The sequence below is a fragment of the Chitinophaga terrae (ex Kim and Jung 2007) genome (assembly GCF_900107795.1).
In the GTDB taxonomy this organism is placed as follows: Bacteria; Bacteroidota; Bacteroidia; order Chitinophagales; family Chitinophagaceae; genus Chitinophaga; species Chitinophaga terrae.
The window spans coordinates 95,410-113,459 of record NZ_FNRL01000018.1; the positions used below are offsets into that span (position 1 = coordinate 95,410).

At 48.2% G+C, this 18,050-nt stretch carries 11 protein-coding genes; 3 read left to right on the forward strand and 8 right to left on the reverse strand.

Annotated elements, in window-relative coordinates:
- Positions 1–7: 7 nt before the first annotated feature.
- Positions 8–2,191, forward strand: a complete 2,184-nt coding sequence (locus BLV62_RS18525) for an IPT/TIG domain-containing protein (protein ID WP_089763455.1) — start codon at positions 8–10, stop codon at positions 2,189–2,191.
- A gap of 85 nt (positions 2,192–2,276) precedes the next feature.
- On the opposite strand, the gene BLV62_RS18530 is transcribed toward BLV62_RS18525, so the two are convergent.
- Positions 2,277–2,783 (reverse strand): transposase, encoded by a 507-nt coding sequence (locus BLV62_RS18530; protein ID WP_089763456.1) that lies wholly within the window; start codon positions 2,781–2,783, stop codon positions 2,277–2,279.
- A gap of 144 nt (positions 2,784–2,927) precedes the next feature.
- On the opposite strand from BLV62_RS18530, the gene BLV62_RS18535 reads away from it, so the two are divergent.
- The gene (locus BLV62_RS18535; protein ID WP_089763457.1) at positions 2,928–3,635 is read left to right on the forward strand and encodes a MarR family winged helix-turn-helix transcriptional regulator; all 708 of its coding nucleotides are present in this window, start codon (positions 2,928–2,930) and stop codon (positions 3,633–3,635) included.
- A 7-nt stretch (positions 3,636–3,642) separates the two neighbouring features.
- Here the strand turns inward: BLV62_RS18535 and BLV62_RS18540 are convergent, their stop codons facing one another.
- The 3 genes from BLV62_RS18540 to BLV62_RS18550 all read right to left on the reverse strand — a co-directional run bounded on the left by BLV62_RS18540 (position 3,643) and on the right by BLV62_RS18550 (position 6,825).
- Positions 3,643–4,815, reverse strand: a complete 1,173-nt coding sequence (locus BLV62_RS18540; RefSeq protein WP_089763458.1) for a chromate transporter — start codon at positions 4,813–4,815, stop codon at positions 3,643–3,645.
- 81 nt (positions 4,816–4,896) lie between these two features.
- The gene (locus BLV62_RS18545; protein WP_089763479.1) at positions 4,897–5,859 is read right to left on the reverse strand and encodes a DUF1259 domain-containing protein; all 963 of its coding nucleotides are present in this window, start codon (positions 5,857–5,859) and stop codon (positions 4,897–4,899) included.
- Positions 5,860–5,946: 87 nt separating this feature from the next.
- Positions 5,947–6,825 (reverse strand): chromate resistance protein ChrB domain-containing protein, encoded by an 879-nt coding sequence (locus tag BLV62_RS18550; RefSeq protein WP_225889635.1) that lies wholly within the window; start codon positions 6,823–6,825, stop codon positions 5,947–5,949.
- 127 nt (positions 6,826–6,952) lie between these two features.
- Here BLV62_RS18550 and BLV62_RS18555 point away from each other — a divergent pair, with 127 nt between their 5' ends.
- Positions 6,953–8,326, forward strand: coding sequence for a hypothetical protein (locus BLV62_RS18555; RefSeq protein WP_211117847.1), 1,374 nt, complete (start codon positions 6,953–6,955; stop codon positions 8,324–8,326).
- Between the two features lie 114 nt (positions 8,327–8,440).
- Here BLV62_RS18555 and BLV62_RS18560 read toward each other — a convergent pair whose 3' ends face one another.
- From BLV62_RS18560 to BLV62_RS18575, 4 genes are read right to left on the reverse strand one after another with little or no spacing between them, the layout of a single operon-like run.
- Positions 8,441–10,717 carry a GH92 family glycosyl hydrolase gene (locus BLV62_RS18560; protein ID WP_089763460.1) on the reverse strand — a complete coding sequence of 759 codons (2,277 nt, stop codon included), beginning with the start codon at positions 10,715–10,717 and terminating at the stop codon, positions 8,441–8,443.
- Between the two features lie 7 nt (positions 10,718–10,724).
- The gene (locus tag BLV62_RS18565) at positions 10,725–14,363 is read right to left on the reverse strand and encodes a DOMON domain-containing protein (protein ID WP_211117848.1); all 3,639 of its coding nucleotides are present in this window, start codon (positions 14,361–14,363) and stop codon (positions 10,725–10,727) included.
- A 1-nt stretch (position 14,364) separates the two neighbouring features.
- Entirely contained in the window at positions 14,365–16,191 is a 1,827-nt protein-coding gene (locus BLV62_RS18570; protein WP_089763461.1) for a hypothetical protein, read from the reverse strand.
- A 24-nt stretch (positions 16,192–16,215) separates the two neighbouring features.
- A complete protein-coding gene (locus BLV62_RS18575) occupies positions 16,216–18,030 on the reverse strand; it encodes a glycoside hydrolase family 88/105 protein (protein WP_211117849.1) in 1,815 nt (604 codons plus the stop codon).
- Positions 18,031–18,050: the final 20 nt, after the last annotated feature.

Below are 18,050 nucleotides of genomic sequence, written 5' to 3' on the forward strand. Positions count from 1 at the left end.
ATGAGAAATGAAAAAGATAATAACCTACTTGTTTAGCCTGGTGTTGCTGGCTGCCGTCGGGATGCTGGAAGCATGCAGGAAAAATGATCCGCCTTTGGCGAAGCCGATAGTTGTGAGCAGTTTTTATCCTAACAGCGGTAATGCCGGTACGCTGGTAACCATCCTGGGAACAGGGCTGCCGGCGGATGGCAAGGTAATGTTCGGCGATATAGCGGCAGATATACTGAGCCAGAATGATACGGCCATGGTTGTAAGGGCGCCTGAGAACGGGCAGACCGGCAAACTTGCACTGGTTGCCGCCAACAAAACAATAGAGATCGGCAACTATACCTACCAGGCTTTGAGCGTGCGCAGTTTCTTTCCGCAGAACGGACCAGCGGGCATGCATATACGAATAAGCGGAGCAGGATTTGGCAATACCGCTTCTCCCGCTGAAGTGAAGATCAACGGCGTAAGCGCAACAGTTGTGAGCGTAAGCGATACCCTGATCGTGGCGGAGATACCCGAAAAAGCCGGCAGCGGTCCTGTAACGGTGATTGTGGATGGCAAGAGTTCATCGGGCGCTGTATTCCGTTTCCAGTCAATTACGACAGTCAAACCCCTGACAGGCGGACCAGGTACGAAAGTGACCATCAGCGGTTCAGGATTTGAAGCGCTTGCGGCAGGCAATACGGTTGATTTCAATGGCAAACCGGCACAGGTGCTGGAAGCGTCAGAATCCCGCTTAGTGGTAGTGGCGCCGGCGGCAATTACCACCGGTCCTTTATCCGTGACCGTTAATGGCCAGAAAACGCCGGGTCCTGTTTTTACCATCGTACCCTTCCCCACCATCGACCTGGTGACGCCGCTCAGCGGGCCTAAAGGAATGGAGATGACCATTACAGGACTGAACTTCAGTAAAGAAACAGATGAAAATATTGTCACTATCAACGGTGTAGCGGTACCGGTTAAAACAGCTACCGCGAATAAACTGACGTTGACGCTTCCCGGAGGCACCGGCACCGGGAAGGTGATCCTGTCTGTAAATGATCAGAAAGTAGAAGGACCGATATTCAAAGAGCAGAACCTCGGCATCCTGCAGGTGGTGCCGGCCAACGGCCTGGCAGGAACAAAAGTGACCATCAGCGGCGCCGGCTTCAGCACCGTGCCTTCCGAAAACATTGTAACATTCAATGGCGTTACGGCAACAGTGGAAAGCGCTACTGAAACCTCGCTGGTTGTAATAGCCCCTGCCAACCTTACCACCGGCGCACTTGTGGTACGCAGGGCTGCTTTGGAAGCTACAGCGCCGGCAGCTTTCCTTCGTGCAGGCGTTCAAACGCTGTATGGAGGACCGGGAACAGGCAGTTTCATCAACTATGCTTCTACCAGCATAGCGGTAGACTCTAAAGGGAACGTATATATTTCCAACCGCGCCGATGCCACTATAAGGAAGATCACTCCAACAGGCCAGGCTTCCGTATACGCCGGTATTCCGAATACTTTCGGAACCAGGAACGGTCCTGTTGCGGAAGCTACATTTGGAAGCATCAGCAGCCTGGCAATTGACGCCAACGACAACATCTATGTTGCGGATAATTATGCAGGACCAACGATCAGGAAAATTACGCCTGATGGCATTGTTTCCAACTTCAAAACCGGTTTGCCGAGAAGTGGGGTGCTTTTCCTGAACAAAGCAGGAGAAGTCTATATCACCCAGTTATATGAAGGTATCCTAAAAGTATATGCTACCGGGGCCACTGAAAGGCTGTTTTCATACACGGCCAGCGATGTTTGTCGCCCGTCTGTCGACGCTGCCGGTAATATCTATTTCTCGACAGATGATTACAATCCCTACCTGTCGATGGTTGGCGGCAACGGTACTTATACCTCGCAGTGGCTGGGAGGATCGGAAGGCTACCTGGATGGTCCCCGCTTGTCTGCGCAATTTGGCGCCGGGTTATCGGGCACCGTTATCGACCAGGAAGGCAACCTGCTGATCCTGGATAAATGGAACTACGCAATCCGCAGGTACAACTTCTTAACCGGTGAAGTAACCACTATGATGAAGCTATCGTATGGGTTTGCCGACGGAAGTTTTGAAGAGGCAAAAATGGGAGCAGGCGTATCAGGTATGGCCCAGGGCAAAGATGGAGGTATCTATCTCCTTGACGGCAACAATGGGGCGGTTCGCAAAGTGTTCTTACGATAGTATTATCACTGAATCTTAGTAATATATCCGATAAACGTTTCCCCGTCTGTTCCCAGACGGGGTTTTTTATTCAGATAAATTCAGGTCACCCGCGGCGCAGGTTCATTAACTTGATACATAGCGGGATAAGCCCCAGTGAAATAGCAATGAATATGGCTACGCGGATGTAGTTAAGCAATTGCCACAGTGAAGTTTTACTCACCAGGTTTTGGGCAACCGACTGTGTTTCGGCTATTTTCTGGAAGTTGATGATGTTAGGCGCAAAGAAAGCCAGTGTCCAAACCCTTACAGCAATGTGAAAGGCGAATAATACCAGCAGCCAGTTCCGGGCGAAATCAATTTTCCAGCAAAATATGAGGGCCAATATAAAGGTCACTTCATGTAATGAATGAAATACGATCCAGAAATTTTTCAGGCTGGCGCCCCTGCCGTCTAATAATAATTTGAAATTGGCCGGCGGCGCATCTGTCCATTTAGGCACGAATACAAGCGTTTCAAATATCTGCGCCCCGTTCATGAGGAAGTAGACAAGCGTTGTGATATACAGCCATGCTTCAGCTCTTGTCAGGTAATTGGTTGTAATGTTATCCATTATTTAACTGGTTTTATAATTATATCAATTCCGTTGTATTTTTATAGATAATACATCTATTTAGATGCAAAAATAAACAAACAGGTGATTTTGTCAAATTTTTCGTCCATATTTCATTAGATTTACATCCAATCCGATATAATAATGAGTGAACTTGTTAAACTGATCAGCGCCTGGGAAGAGTATTCCCAAAAGAATTCATCCGTTACGGCAACAGACTTCTGCATGTATTTTTTGGCTAAAGAAAGCAACAACCAGTTGTTCAGCGGGCTTACGCCTCCCGACCTCGACACCGTATTTGCAAAACTGGTAGGCAGGCTGGCGGGCATGCACCGCGTGTATCTGAAAATGGCGTTGCAGGAAATACCGGGATTTGACCTGGAGTGGTTCTATTTCCTTAACTCTATTTACCAGATGAAAGAAGTAAAGAAAACCCAGGTGATACAGTACAACTTTACAGAACAGACCACGGGCATCGATATTCTCAATAAACTAAAAAACCTTGGGTATATCGCAGAGCGAACAGACCCTGACGATAAAAGGGCCAAACTGGTAGGTATAACAAAAGCCGGCGAGAAAATGCTGTTCAGGCTTTACCAGCTTTTATACAAACCTAACCTGCTGATGTATCATGGCATCGATCCGAAAGACAAACAAGTGATCATCAACCTGCTGAAAGACACGGAGCACACGCACCAGGAATTGCTATCCGGCGCCCGGAATAAAACCCTGGATGATCTGCTGTTGGAGGTATTGGGAGAAGAAAAACTTGCACAGGCGGAAGCGGAACAGGAAAAGCGAGTGGCTGCATTTTCGGGAACCAAACAACATAAGAGGGAAAAGAAACCGTAGCATGAGGCTACAGCATGGTTTTCAATAACAATCCTAACGCCGCCGCTATCAATATCACCACAGGCTCCGGCGTCTTCTTCATCTTCCATAATACAACTATGGTGGCCAGGGCAATTATGACAGTATAAAAGTCGGTAAGCGATCGCCGCGCCAATACGATAACTGCACCGGAAATAGCGCCGATAGCCGCCGCTGTTACGCCATCCACAAACGCTTTGATGCCGGGATGCCTGCCGTACTTCCTGAAATAAGGCGCCGGCAAAACAGTGAACAGGTAACAAGGGAAGAAAGTAGCAAATGCAGCTACCGAAGCCCCCTGCAAACCAGCCGTCAGGTAACCGATAAAACCCACTGTGATAACCACCGGGCCAGGCGTGATCATCGCCACCGCCACAGCATCTACGAACTGTTGCTCGTTCAGCCATCCATACTCTTTCACTACCCCGCCATATAGAAATGGTACAATAGCCAACCCGCTTCCAAATACAAACGCTCCTGCTTTCGTGAAATACCAGAATAACTGGCTCAGCTTCCCCCCGGAAACGCCGGTAGTTGTACTCCATAACAATGGAAAGAACAGCGATTTCGACGCCACTTCACCTTTTCGTATCAGCGGCATTTTCTTTGGCGGCGTTTTTATCAGCCAGTAGATCACGCCTGAACCCAGGAACAGCCAGACGTTCTCATTCTCTTTCCAAACCGTGTAAACTGCCGCTACGAGGTAAATAGCCATCAGCAGGTAGTTATGACCAATTGATTTCTTAGTGAGCTTAAATGCACTCATAGCTATTATGCCGATCACCGCAGCCCCTACGCCGTAAAACACTGCCTGCATCCACGGAATGCCCTGCCATAAAGTATATACATAACCCAGCGCTACTACCATAAAAAAAGAAGGCAGTACAAATGCCAATCCCGCCAGCGTAGCGCCCAGCAAACGGTAATGCACATACCCCATATAAATCCCCAGCTGCGCTGCCAACGGTCCCGGCGCCAGTTGAGCCAATGCAAGGCCTTCTTTATAATCTTCTTCCGTAATCCATTTTTTATTTTCAACAAGATCCCTATGCATGTAGCCAGCCAATGCAACAGGCCCGCCAAAACCCCAGGTTCCCAATTTTAAAAAATAGATAATAAGGTCCCGCAACTTATACGGAGCGGTTGATTGATTGTTTTCCATACTCCGCAAGTTCTCATTCAGTTTATCAAAAAACTAGAATGAAAAAGAAGGTTTTGATCATTCTTTACTTTTTTGCAAAAATTACCTGGCTTTGTTAGCCGTCTGATCCAACGCAGCTTTCAACCCCTTTGCCAGTTTCTCCGCCGGTCCTACGCCCCAATAGTGTAAAAAGAAGATACGAGGTTGCTCATGTACCATATGATTGTGCACGGCTACTACTTCAATACCGTTTTCTATCAACGCCCTAATCACGGGTTCTACTTCATTTTCCAGCATAGTGAAATCGCCTGCTACCGCAGCTTTATCGTCTGTGCCCTGCCAGGCCGCCCAGGTATTGAACCCCATAAAGGCGCTTACAGGTATCCCATGTTCCTGCAGCGGCACATCGGGGCGGCCAATGGTGTATTTATACACTCCTTTATTCCACTCTCCTTTCTGCCCTATAAGACTGTCGAGACGCGCTATATGAATGGTATTTTCAACGCTGTCGGCTTTCGCTTGTTTGGGGTCCTCTCCCCTTGCTTCTTTTACTTTATCGAAGGTGGCCTTTGTACCGGCAGCTACTTTGCCCAGGTCGCCCTTGCCATCAATGTGCATAAACATAATATCAGGATGGTTCCGGACGAAGTGGTTATGGATGGCAGTAATGGCAAACCCCTGGCGGATCACTTCCTGCTGTACGGGCGCCAGGTCTGTTTCGGTTACAACAATATCTCCCATTACCATTATGCTGTCGTTGCAGGGTGTGAAGGCCGCCCAGCTGCTTAGTCCCATGGCCGGGATAATTTTAAACCCATCTACGGTAACATGCAGGTCGTGCTGCGGTACGGTAATTTTGTATTCGTTATTCTTTGACACTCCTTTCATGCCTGTCAGTTCTTCAATTTTCTGAACATCCAGTTTGTTGCTGCCGGGAGGACATAAAATATTATTGCGTTTATTACTGGCTGTATCGGCGCCGGGGGCAGTTGAATGGTTGCAGGCAGATGCCAGCGCCATAGCGAAGAAGGCGCTAAAGAGAAAGCAGGAACTTATACATTTCATAACAAGTGTATTACAGGTTGTGCTGCCTGCAATTTCCTGCACTTTGATACTATAAAATAGAACAAAAACTAAGGTTTGGCCTGTTTTTTACTTTTTTGCCAGGCCTTTTTTATAGGCAGAAGGGCTTTTACCGGTAAACTTCTTGAAAATACGCGTAAAATGGCTCTGGTCTGAGAACCCTGTCAGGTAAGCGATTTCAGTCAGTGAATGTTCTGTAGTGTTCAATAATTGAATTGCCTTATCTATACGCAGTTTACGGATATAATCGCCGAACGACAGATCATCAAAGTATTTGGAGAACTCGCGCGACAGGTAAGCCGGGTGCACCTGCAAGGTTTCTGACAATCCTTTCAGGCTCAGATTCAGGTTGGTATCTATCTGGTCCTGGATGATCTCTTTCAGTTCCTTTGCCCATGCAGGTATTTTCCTGCTGCTTTTTTCCTGTTGCAGGTACTTATTGAAAATATCCAGCAACTGGTTTTCAAACGGCTGTTGCGTGTGCTTCACCTGTTGCAGGTGTTTGGCCCAGCTGTATAAAGCATCGTACAGCCACATACCTTTTTCCAGCAGTGCATAATCGTCTGGTTCATTATAGGCAAGACCCGCGGAGATAGCCCATAACCCTGATGCCTGGCTGGCCAGATCGTGCCTGTCGGTATCGGCTCCCCTGACGATCGGCGCCAGCACCTGCACTGCCGGGTCGTTGATCTTGTGTTTTTTTATGATGTAATCGAAGGTGCACTGGTCGGCGTAGTGCGTATACTCAACGCCTGGAATATCGAAGGGAATGGCATTTTCAGCCGCAGCTTTCTCCAGTACCTCTTCAAATGGTACATAGATAAACCGGGCATCTGCATCCACAAACCTGCGTATTAACCAGGGGCAGGCAAGGCGATCAATTTTCGGACGTTCGCGGGTGATCCATTTCATACCTGAAAGATAACCCGGATTTTCATTTTTCTGCATCTTCAATTTGCGGACGAACACCGGCTGGCAGCGGAGATAAAATTTCTGAGAGCCAGGAATTTGTCGTAATATTCCTCTTTAAATTCCACTACAGCAATTATTAACCAAAGCTAACTTTGTAGATATCATGGATGAAGTAAGGGACAGAAGGTATATAAAGGAAATTATTAATGAATATACCACCCGCTTTGTTGCCTGGGGCCCGCCAGACTCCTGGGACCTTGATCAATTCAAGACGCTGGAAAACATGATACAGGAGGCAACAAATGTTACCGTGAATGCCAATACCCTTAAAAGATTTTTTCAGCAACGCACCGGCAACCCGCAGCTAGCCACCAGGGACGCCCTCTGCAGCCTTCTTGGTTATGCCGGTTATACCGATTTCGTTATAAAAAAAACAAGGACAGTGGAAGCTGCCGCAGCTGAACCTGCCCAGGAAAAAATACAGGAGAAACAGGAAAAAGCAATGGACACGCCGGCGCCTCCTCCGGTTGCAACAACACCAAAACCTACGACGCCGGAGAAAACAGCGAATTCCAGCCGCCTGTACATCTACCTGCTTTCAGGCCTGCTGCTTGTTGTATGCGGTTACCTGCTGTATACCCTGAAAATAAAGGAAATGTATACCGACTACCTGCTGTCGAAGATCGAATTTTCTGTTTCCAACCCGAAAGGCGCCAACCCGTTAACTGTCACCTTCTCCTATAATATTCCCGCTCCCCTGCTTAAGAACATCAAACTGGTATATGAAGAAGCGAATGGAGATACCGCGGAAAAGCACCTGGCAAGGAACGTTGGCAAAGTAAATGCAACCTATATACAGGAAGGCGATGGCAAATGCATATTGGAGTATAACGGTCGCGCAATCAAGACCCTTACAATAGAAAACCGCAAACAAGGTTGGTCTGTTTATACCCGGAACGAACGTAAAGGAATTTTCAGAACACTCCCCATCAGTGAAGCATACAACAAAGAAGGCTATGCCAGCCTGCCGCTGGACAGCGTTGTGCCGGAAGCCCGGCCTGGACATCTATTTGTGAGCTATGTATATTATAAAGAGAAACTGGTAGATGGAGATAATTTTATTTATGAAGCCAGGGTGCGCAATTCAGCTAAAGATTATGCAATTCCACGTTCCGATGTAATGATGTACATCCTTTCCAGCACCGGCATGCACGGGTTTGCATTGAATGAAGCAGGTTTTGCATATATTAAATTCATCAGCAGCGAAAAGATGATAAAGGGAGATGAATTTAACCTGAGCAATTTCAACTTCAACGCATCTGAATGGCACGTTATGGGTATCAGGGTAGAAAACAAAAAATCCAGCTTCTATCTCGACGGGCAAAAAATATACAGCCTCGACTACACAACGCCTATCGGCATGGCCAACGAACTGATCCTGCGGTTTAAAGGATGCGGGGCGGTAGATTATGTGAAGATCACCAAACTGGATGGACAACCGGTTTACGAACAGAATTTTGACCAGGTCCTGCAATAAGAGTTTCAGCACGGCTTTCGCAGAAAGACGGCACAAACCTAAAAGAACAAACCTGGTTGCTGCTTAGCGTGTATGCGTTAAGCAGCAACCAGGTTTGTTCTTCTATTAATAATATTACTTTCCTTTAGATACTGACGGCGGCAATTCCGCGCCCTCAAATTTTCCTGGCTGAGGGCCCATTCTGAACTCCAACGTTCCGCCGTTTATAATATCATTGTGGGTAATGAACAATTTCGTATAGTCTTTCCCGTTCAGCTTTACACCCTGTACGAACCTGTTTTTGTCGCTTAACCCCGTTGCTGTTACTGTAAATGTTTTATTATTTACGGCGATGGAAGCCTTGTTTACCATTGGCGTACCAAATACATAAATACCTGAAGCCGGGTTAACGGGGTAAAATCCCAATGCGCTGAATACATACCAGGCCGACATCTGCCCGCAATCGTCATTCCCCGCCAAACCATCCGGCTGATCTGTATACAGGGTAGTCATGATCTGGTGCAACCTTTCCTGCGTTTTACCCGGCTGGCCAATATAATTATAGAGATAAGCCACATGGTGACTAGGCTCATTCCCGTGCGCATACTGCCCTATAAGCCCTGAAATATCCACAGGCACATTTTCACCGGTCAGCCCCGAAGAAACGGTAAATAAGCTATCCAGCGACCTGCCGAAGGCTTCGCGGCCTCCATGCAGGTTGATCAGGCCCTGTATGTCGTGCGGAACAAAAAAAGAATACTGCCAGGCATTTCCTTCTACCCAATCGCTTTCTCCATAAGAAGAAAAGAAAGGATCGAATGGCCGCCGAAATTTTCCTTTGCTGGAAAAGCCGTTCATTAGCTTGTATTCCTGGTCGAAGTAGGTGCTGTACGACATAGCCCTCTTCATAAAATAATTGTAATCTTCTTCCTTACCCAGGTCCCTGGCCATTTGCGCAATGCACCAATCGTCGTAACAGTATTCCAGCGCGGTAGAAACAGACTTGTTGTATAGGTCATAAGGAATATAGCCGAACTGCTTCAGCTCCGGTATTCCAAAACCCTCCTGCATGGCAGAATGTTTCATTGCCTCGTAGGCCTTGTTTACATCATAATTGCGGATACCTTTAAAGTAGGCGTCTACGATCACCGGTACAGAATGGTAGCCGATCATGCAATTCGTTTCGCCCGACCATAAAGGCCATACCGGCAGTAAGCCATACTGATCGTACTGCGCAAGCATAGACCGGATGATATCATTTACCTTTCCAGGTTCCAGTATCGTGAGCAAAGGATTGAGAGAACGAAAAGTATCCCATAATGATAAAGCCGTATAATTTGTAAAATCTCCCGCCTTGTGTATTTTATCATCGAATCCCCTGTACTCTTTATTAACATCATTGAACAGGTAAGGTGTGATCAGGCTGTGATACAATGCGGTATAGAAAATTGTCCTGGTTTTTTCGGGCGCTTCTATCCTGATCTTCGCAAGCTCCTGCTCCCATTTCAACTGGGCCTGGGTCAGCGTTTCGTTGAAGTCCCAACCCGGGATTTCAGCGCTCAGGTTCTCTAATGCATTTTCTACACTTACTGCCGATATACCTACTTTTACCAATACCATTTCATCTTTCCCTGTTTCAAAGTTCAGTACCGCTTTCACCTGTTTTCCGGATGCCGATTGCGCAGGGATAAACTTATCGTCAACCGCTATTGCAGCATGGAAAGGTTTCGAAACTTTTATTGCATAAAAAAGACGCTGGTTCACCCAGTATTTTTCGCCGGGTTCGCCCCAGCCTTTTGTTTTCCGTTCTCCCGCCAGCGTGCAGCTATCAACTACGTTCACTGAAGTAAAGAGCACCGAATCGGTAGCATAATGATGAGAGAGATCCAGTATGATATGCGATTCCTTAGCTGCGGGGAAAGTATACCTGTGAAAGCCGCAGCGTGGCGATGCGGTTACTTCGGCAGTAATATCGTAGTCTTTCAGTTTTACTTTATAGTAACCCGGCGTTGCCACTTCTTCATCGTGCGAAAACCTGGAGCGGTATCCTTCTTCCGGCTTTGTTTTGCTGCCCCGGTCGAGTTTTATCTTCCCCGTGTAAGGCATAAGCATAACATCCAGGAGATCAGACCGCCCGGTACCTGACAAATGGGTATGGGAGAAGCCAATGATGGAGCTATCCGAATAATGATAGCCGGAACACCAGTCCCATTCTTCCAGCCCGGTATCGGGGCTTACCTGCACCATCCCCGAAGGATAGGTTGCCCCCGGGAAGGTATGACCATGACCGCCGGTTCCTATAAATGGGTTAACATAGCTCAATACATCAACATGCACCTGTTGACTGTCTTCTGTTGCGCCGCATCCCGCAATAAAAGGGATGAAAAAAAGTAAAACTAAATATCTGCTCATGGCTTAGTTATTTTTCTACACCAAATTCCAGTTCATTGGCCCAATGTTCCTTCCAATCGGGATGAAAGGCCCGGGCATTGACCTTGGATACGCTACGATCCCTGGCCAATTCCATACAGGCCGCCCCCGCTCCATCGTCGTTGATGCGGGCGGAGAATTTTATCTTCCCGCCTTTATCGAAAAGTTTTTTCACATCAGGTATTTCGCTCCACGGAATAGCACATTCTGTAAACAGGGTATTCCCTTTCCGTACCGTTACCAGTTTGCCATTTTTCACCGGCCCGTCGTACGGCGATTTAGGTTGCCGCGGGAAGAAGTGCTTGCGCGGCATTCCGGGCGTCAGCAGCCGCCATATCTCGAAACCTCCGCCATATTCGTCTGCCACGGTATTGAGCGCATACTCATAGTCGGTGCATTTGTACCCTGTATAACGCGGCATAGTTCCTTTCGGAGCGGCTTCCATGCCATCTTCCCCGATCGGGATCACATTGAACGCGATCAGGATGTTATCAAACTTCTCTCCTGTCATCCCATCCGGCAAGGTACCTGTTTTGCGGTAAGAGAACTTCCTCACGCCTGCGGGCCATACCAACGGCACCAGGTCGTTCTGCGTAACCGGCGCGCAGCGGATGTTTGCAGCCAGCGAGTTTTGAGCCCCCACCAGGTAATATCCCGCTTTGCCGTACACGCCCATCCAGTTGCCCTGCGTATCGAAATCTTTTGATACCAATACCGCAGTGGCTTTTTTGTTATTGGCCCCAACAACGTTATCTGATGCATCAAAGAACACACCCGCCACTTTGGTGGTATTTCTCCAGCTGTCCCAGCTGATGGCCGAACAGCGGATACGCAGCTTCCCTGACAGATCGAGGCTCAGGTAAGCGCCATTCCAGCAGTTCTCAATATTGGTGGTCATCAGTTCTTTCCCGCTTTCCCTGTCGTATACAGTTATTGAAACATTGCGCTGGTTAATGCCGGGGAAATACAGGGATGTTCGTGTATACCTGTCGAAAGGCAGGTCTATGTCCAGCCCTACCGACCTGGTAGTAGCCGAATTTTCATAATAATTCAATACTCTGCCTCCTGAGGGCAATTGCAATGCGCCTTTATCCGACTCCGTAACCGGTTGTTTAACCAAAACAGATTCCATGGCATACATGGTTTGCATGTAAGCCGTGTCGGGATAGAAGTACTGATCGTCGTTGCGCGACTCGAAACGCGGTGCGCCTTTACTAGGCGTTTTATCTGCTACGCGCGCGCCAAAGTAGAAGTACTGGTCGTCGTACGCTACATAAGTATTGGCCAGGCCTTCGGAGTTGGTATCAAAATTTTCGTAAGGATGCCAGGCCGCCTCGGTTAAAGAGATGCTTGCCTTCGAAGAACCTTTGATGGTCTGCGGAATAACACCAGCCCAATCGCCCAGGTCTCCGTCTACCTGTATGGTTTTCTTCGCAACATAATTGACGTGCATTTCTTCGTAATGATCTGCAAACCCATCGTTGCCCGCATCGAAATGCACTTCCAGCGGGTATTTGTTTTCTTTGTTTGCACTGCCGCTCTTTACCCGTACGGGGATAGTTTTCGTTTCAAACGCTTTCAGCGCAATGGTTCCGGGATAATCGAGCTGCAACCCGTCGATATTCACCGCTAATTTCCCTTTAACCGGGCGGTTCAATATATTCGTTAACTGCAGTTCCATAGCCGGTTTTGCCTCTACCGGCGCTGTGAAATCTTTTGCAATGATCTCCAGCGGTTCATATCCTTCTATCTTCGCGTTGCTCACAGCAGCTACCAGTTTATCGTAAGCGCCAGGCGTACCGTTCACCCGCATGAAATAGCCTTTGTAGGTAAGCGGTATGGTAAACGCCCCGTTCTGAGGCGCTATCCTGTTGCCATAAAAATCGTATAAGAGGAAAGAAGGATCAGCTTTTACGATCATCTTACCGTCGGTAATGGGAGTATATTGGTTGAGTTCATCGGCGGCTTTTTCACGCGCTTTCGGATCGGGAGACGTTTTGGCAAGCTGGTAAAGCGCCTGCCTTTTCTTTGCATCCGTAAGGCTTCTTACATTCCTGAACAGCACGCGCGTTGGACCAAAAGCATCTCCCAGGTCGCCGGCAATAACAACCGTTCCATCTTCCTTATTGTTATTATATCCATCAAATAACATTATCCATGGCAATCCGTTCTTAAACAGCAGCCGGTTGAAATCACGGTCGCCGATCAGGCTTTGGGTAGCGCCCATAGCGGCGGCGGTAGACCAGGTATTATGCAGTCGCGGTACTGTTTCCGAGCCGTTCTTTGTACGGATAGTCAGGTTCTGCACGGAACGATGCGGATCTCCTGAATACATATATCCTCCGTATACGCCCATAGAACGGTCGTAGCCCGCTGCCCGGCTTGCCGCCACCACAAGGCCTATACGATCGTCTGTATTTCCCACCCAGCTTTCTGTATCCCATATCTTCACCCTTCCTTTATAATCTTTCCGGTTGTTGAATTCGGGGTACAGTACAGGCGACTCCAGGCCCTGGTAGTGGATGGAAAGAAAATCAAATATGGGCAACATCTTCCAGGCGCCGTCTGAGAAAAATTTATCCATGGCATTGGAATTGGAATCCCCGCCGCCTACCAGCACATCCCGGTCTTCCTTGCGCGTTTCCAGCACCGCCTCCGCCATTTTAGTATAGATCTCGCGGTAACGGAGCATATCCGCCTGCCAGCCGGAAATAGATGTACCTTCCCATGGCTCGTTCCAAAGGCATACAGAGGTAACAGGTCCGTACGGCCAGCCAAAATTCATCAACAACTCTTTTACATACTTCTTAAAATCTTCGTCCATATCCGGCATCCAGGCAAGATCCTGTTTGGTGCGCAGGAATTTCCCGGTACTATCCAGGTGTGGCCGGCTGATGCCCAGCGGCATGGATTGCGCCGTCTGACCTTCGCCGAACATCAGCATCACTGTAATGTTGTTGTCTTTAAAGTTCTTCATCAGGCGTTTCAGCTCCTGCATATATGCCTGGTAACCCGGATTGGTAGTTGCCATGTAAGGCACCCCGTAGCGGATAGCCTGCACACCCATGCGGTGAAGGAAATCCACTCCCAGGTAATCCAGCGATTGCTTGGGGTACTGCATCTTTACAGGCGAAGGCCGCATACTTAATACGAAACTGGTTCCCAGCCGGCGGCCATTTTTACCAAGGTCGAACACTACAGCGTAGCCGCCATAGTCTTTAATATCATCGATAGTAATAACCGTGTTGGCGTAACCGTTAGGGCCGATGTTCAGCCTCACAGGTATCACCTTTTCATAATTCATCTTCACCATCTCCGGCAGCCAGATATCGTTAGGTATACCCTTTGTTCCATATTGGATAATATAAGCCCTGGCATCTGCGCCAATAGGTTGGTTCGTGTTGTTCACCAACTGGAATTTCAGCCGGATCTGATCTCCCGGCCAGAATACGTTTGCCGGCGCCGACGACTCTACCAGGTTAACATCGTAATCATAACTTCTCAACCCATTTTTAAGGCCCAGCACTTTCTCATAACCTATCCAGTCCTGTGGGTCTTTCATCTGGCTCCTGGCCGGCTGCATTACCAGCAAACACAACATCGCCAGCGCAAAATTTCTTAACTGCATATTACTTTGAATGTATTTCGAAATCATTTTTAATCCTGAACTCATCATCCGGCTTCTTCAATGCCTTTACCAACAAACTGCCTGCTGATAGCTGCAGGTATTTATTATCTGCAATTACTTTGATATCCTGCGGCTTCGGCAATTGTTGCCCTGCCGCAACCGACAATGATAAACCGATGACCGCTTCCTTCATTGCGCGGAGGTCGAATACTTTCCGGCTACCGGAATGAATGACATAGTCGGCCCATTTTTTATCGCCTGCTGCCCCCAGCTCCCAATGCCCATCCTCCTCGTTCCAGTTGCAATAAGGCACTTGTACCAGCATCCGCAGGTCGCCGGAACTGAATTGCAGTTCGCGTTTGTTCACCGTGGAAAGCGAAAAGGAAGAAGCGCTGATATCCCCGCCTGTTTCAATTCTCAGGCGCAGGTCTGCTGCCGCCAGGGTTGTATCTTTCAGCCTGTCGAGGTTGGGATGCCTGTCGCCGCCGTTATAGGCCAGGTTCAGTACCGACAATACGGTTGAAGAATCCTGTACACTTTTGATATGCACAGCCGCAAAATCGTACTGGTCATGCAGGAAACGGACGCGCAGGTAAGAGGGATGTTCCGGCGAGCCCCAATGGGCAATCAGCGGGCGGCACTGGTTCCATAAGTATGCCTGGTTCACCGAGGCCAATGCATAACGTTGCTGCATATACAATTTGCCGGTAATATCCTGCGCCTTCATTTCTCCATCGGGAAATGTTGCGTGGTTCTTTACCTGGTATTTTCCAACAGTGAATGTATCTGTTTCCGTACGCGGCAGATCCGGCTCCAGGAAATAATGCAGCAAAGCCGGAGGTATCTGGTGAGGCTCCAGCACCCGCGGCTGATGCAGGTATTCGCCCGGCAGGTTTACCTGCCCGTTGGAGGCGTAGAAGAACAACTGTTTCAGCTCCGGCGTCAGCAGGTCGTTATACGCACGGAGATTAGGTCCGCACCATTGCCCCGATGGCTGGTGAAAATGGCGGGCGATCATGCTCCAGCAAAGGTTGTACAATTCGTCTACCATCTTTTTATCCGCAGGGTTGGTGATCGCCAGTTTCATTCTCAGCAATTCGTTCATGGCTACTACCGTATAGGTAGGACTGTTATACTCAGTAAAGCCTTTGCTTTCTTTGGTGAAATTGTAGAAGTACGCAAGTTTCTTTTGGCCGTAGGTTTTGATATCAGGCTGTTCATACAGGTTGCCTACAACATAGCAAACATAGGTTCCCATGATGCAGATGTTGGTATAATCGGCTTTCACGTCCCTTTTCATGATGGCATGGGCAGCCAGTATCAGCGCTTCTCTTACCTGCTGTTTAAGATCATTATCTATCCGCTCCGGTGCATTGAGCATAATATCAATTAACGAAACAGATATAAAATCGGCCCAGTTATAATCTACCGGCGCTTTTCGGCCAGCCAGCGGGTCTTCAGGATAATAAGGCCATACGCCACAGAATGCCCGGGACGTGTCTTTTTCCTGCAAGGGAAGGATGGTTTTTAAGATATCAATGCCCCGCGCTATGCTGGCGGTATCATTCATCCGCAACACGGCCGCTGCATACTGGATAGAGCCGCGCGTGTCATGCACTCTTACGCCGCTGTCGAGATCGCTGTGATAGTGCTTTTCTTTGGTAACCATCCATATCATCTTCCTTCCGGCATCGTAATGTTCGTCGCTCTCGCGGAGCTCCTTCTTCAGCAGAACGATCTCCTCGCCGGTCAACTTTATCGGCTGCCGTCGTATATCGCTGCCGGCCTGCCTGCAGCCAACACCGGAGAGCAGCAACCATGCTATCATTAAAATTGTATGCCTGCGCATCCGTTATTTTTTCTGTTGATCTAACATCTTTTGTACTTCTATACCGGCAAAGATCACGGCAAATGACCCGTGTGTATCATCATCATAAAAAGGCCTGTTCATGTAATAGTTCTCATCTTCAGAACACATGGTGCCAACGCATATTTTATGTACGGTACCGTCATCGTCGATCTCCGAAGCAACGGCCTTCCAGCCTTTCTCCACTACCGGCGTAAATTTCTTTTTATCCAGCCATCCCATTCTCACTCCCCTTGCCATTGCCATGGTAAAGATGGCAGTACCTGAAGTTTCTACAGGGGAATCGTTGCGCGTGATCACGTTATGCCAGAAACCTTCCGGGCTCTGGTAGCGAACCAGCGAATTGGCAAACTCCCTGTAGAGGTTCAGTATTGGTTTATATTTCGGATGATTCTCCGGCAATGCCATCAACACTTCCGTCATCGCCCAGATGGCCCAGCCGTTGGCTCTTGACCAATATGGCAGCTTTACCGACGGGCGGTTGGAATAATTGGCGTGCATAAAAAGCCGTGCATCTTTATCGTACACATGTTTGGTGAAATCCAATACCTGGCTGGCGGCATCGTCAAAGAACAGTTTGCGCCTGGCCGGATCGCTGCTGTAAAGTCCTGCCTGGATTAAGAACGGAATACCCATAAACATATCATCTACCCAAACCGTATAAACCTCGGGAGTGGTACGGGTATAGTTGGTATAGCCCGGGCTGCGGATCTGGCCCGATCTGGCGTATTCCATCATTTTATCAATATACGATTTATAGATGGCTTCATTTTTAAAATCCTTCTCCTTCCGCAGGCGGTAGATAAGGGGCATGGAAGGAGCGAGCGTAAAGTCCAGCAGCCTGGAATCAATAACCATCGCATTGGCAGAATTATATGCTCTCAGCTTGTTCACCTGGTAGTCTACGAACGGCATTCCCATCATCTGGAAATCACAGAAATCATTCGCATACCGGTTGTATTTTGTTTCACCTGTTAGTTCGCTTAGTTGCGCCATTGCCCAGGCAACGCCGCCATTATGGTAGTTCCACTGGTAAGTAGTACCCCAGGCTTTAGCGCCTATTACATCTCCCAGAACCTCTGTTTTAGGGATGGTCCAGGTCACGGCTTCTGAAAGGCCAGGGTACATAGCGCCAAAGCGGATATCGTTTTCCGGCTCGTGCGCAGTGGTTATTCCCGGTTCAAAAGGCCCGCAGATCAGCCAGGTGCTGAGAGAAGCAACACTGGCATCTACGTTCTTTACATTTTTCAGTCCTATTTCCGGGTAAACCTGCGGGGTATTTATAACTGCGTCATGCTCGCTGGGCGGTTGCAGGAACACGCACCATTCTTTTCCGCTGGTTGAAGATTTTATCAGCAGGTCGTTATTCCCTTTCCTCAGTTGTATTTTGAAGGAATCTGGCATCGCCATGCTTCGTTCATCCCTGGTAATGGCAATATCCTTGTTTCCGTTCTTTTCATAAACCAGCTTACCATTGCACCAAACCCGGCAATCGTCGTTATGCGCGATCTCAATCGTAAACAGGGTATCTTTTTGCGCGGTCAGTTGCGTGTAGGCGTAACCTACTGCCGGTTTCCCTTTTCCGAATGCCCTTCCGAAATCTACAAAGCAGAGATTATTAAACCGTTGATTTCGCGCCGGTAATATCAACCGGTAAGCAAACGGCGTTTCCCGTATCAGTTTATCCCCTATCTTCTTTATTTCATCAACAGGACGCGGGCCTTCGTTCAGCGACTGTGCAGTAACGCTGCCTGCCGCCAAAAGAGCAAACAATAAAATGCTAAAATATTTCTTCATCATTACTATCATGTATGGTCAAT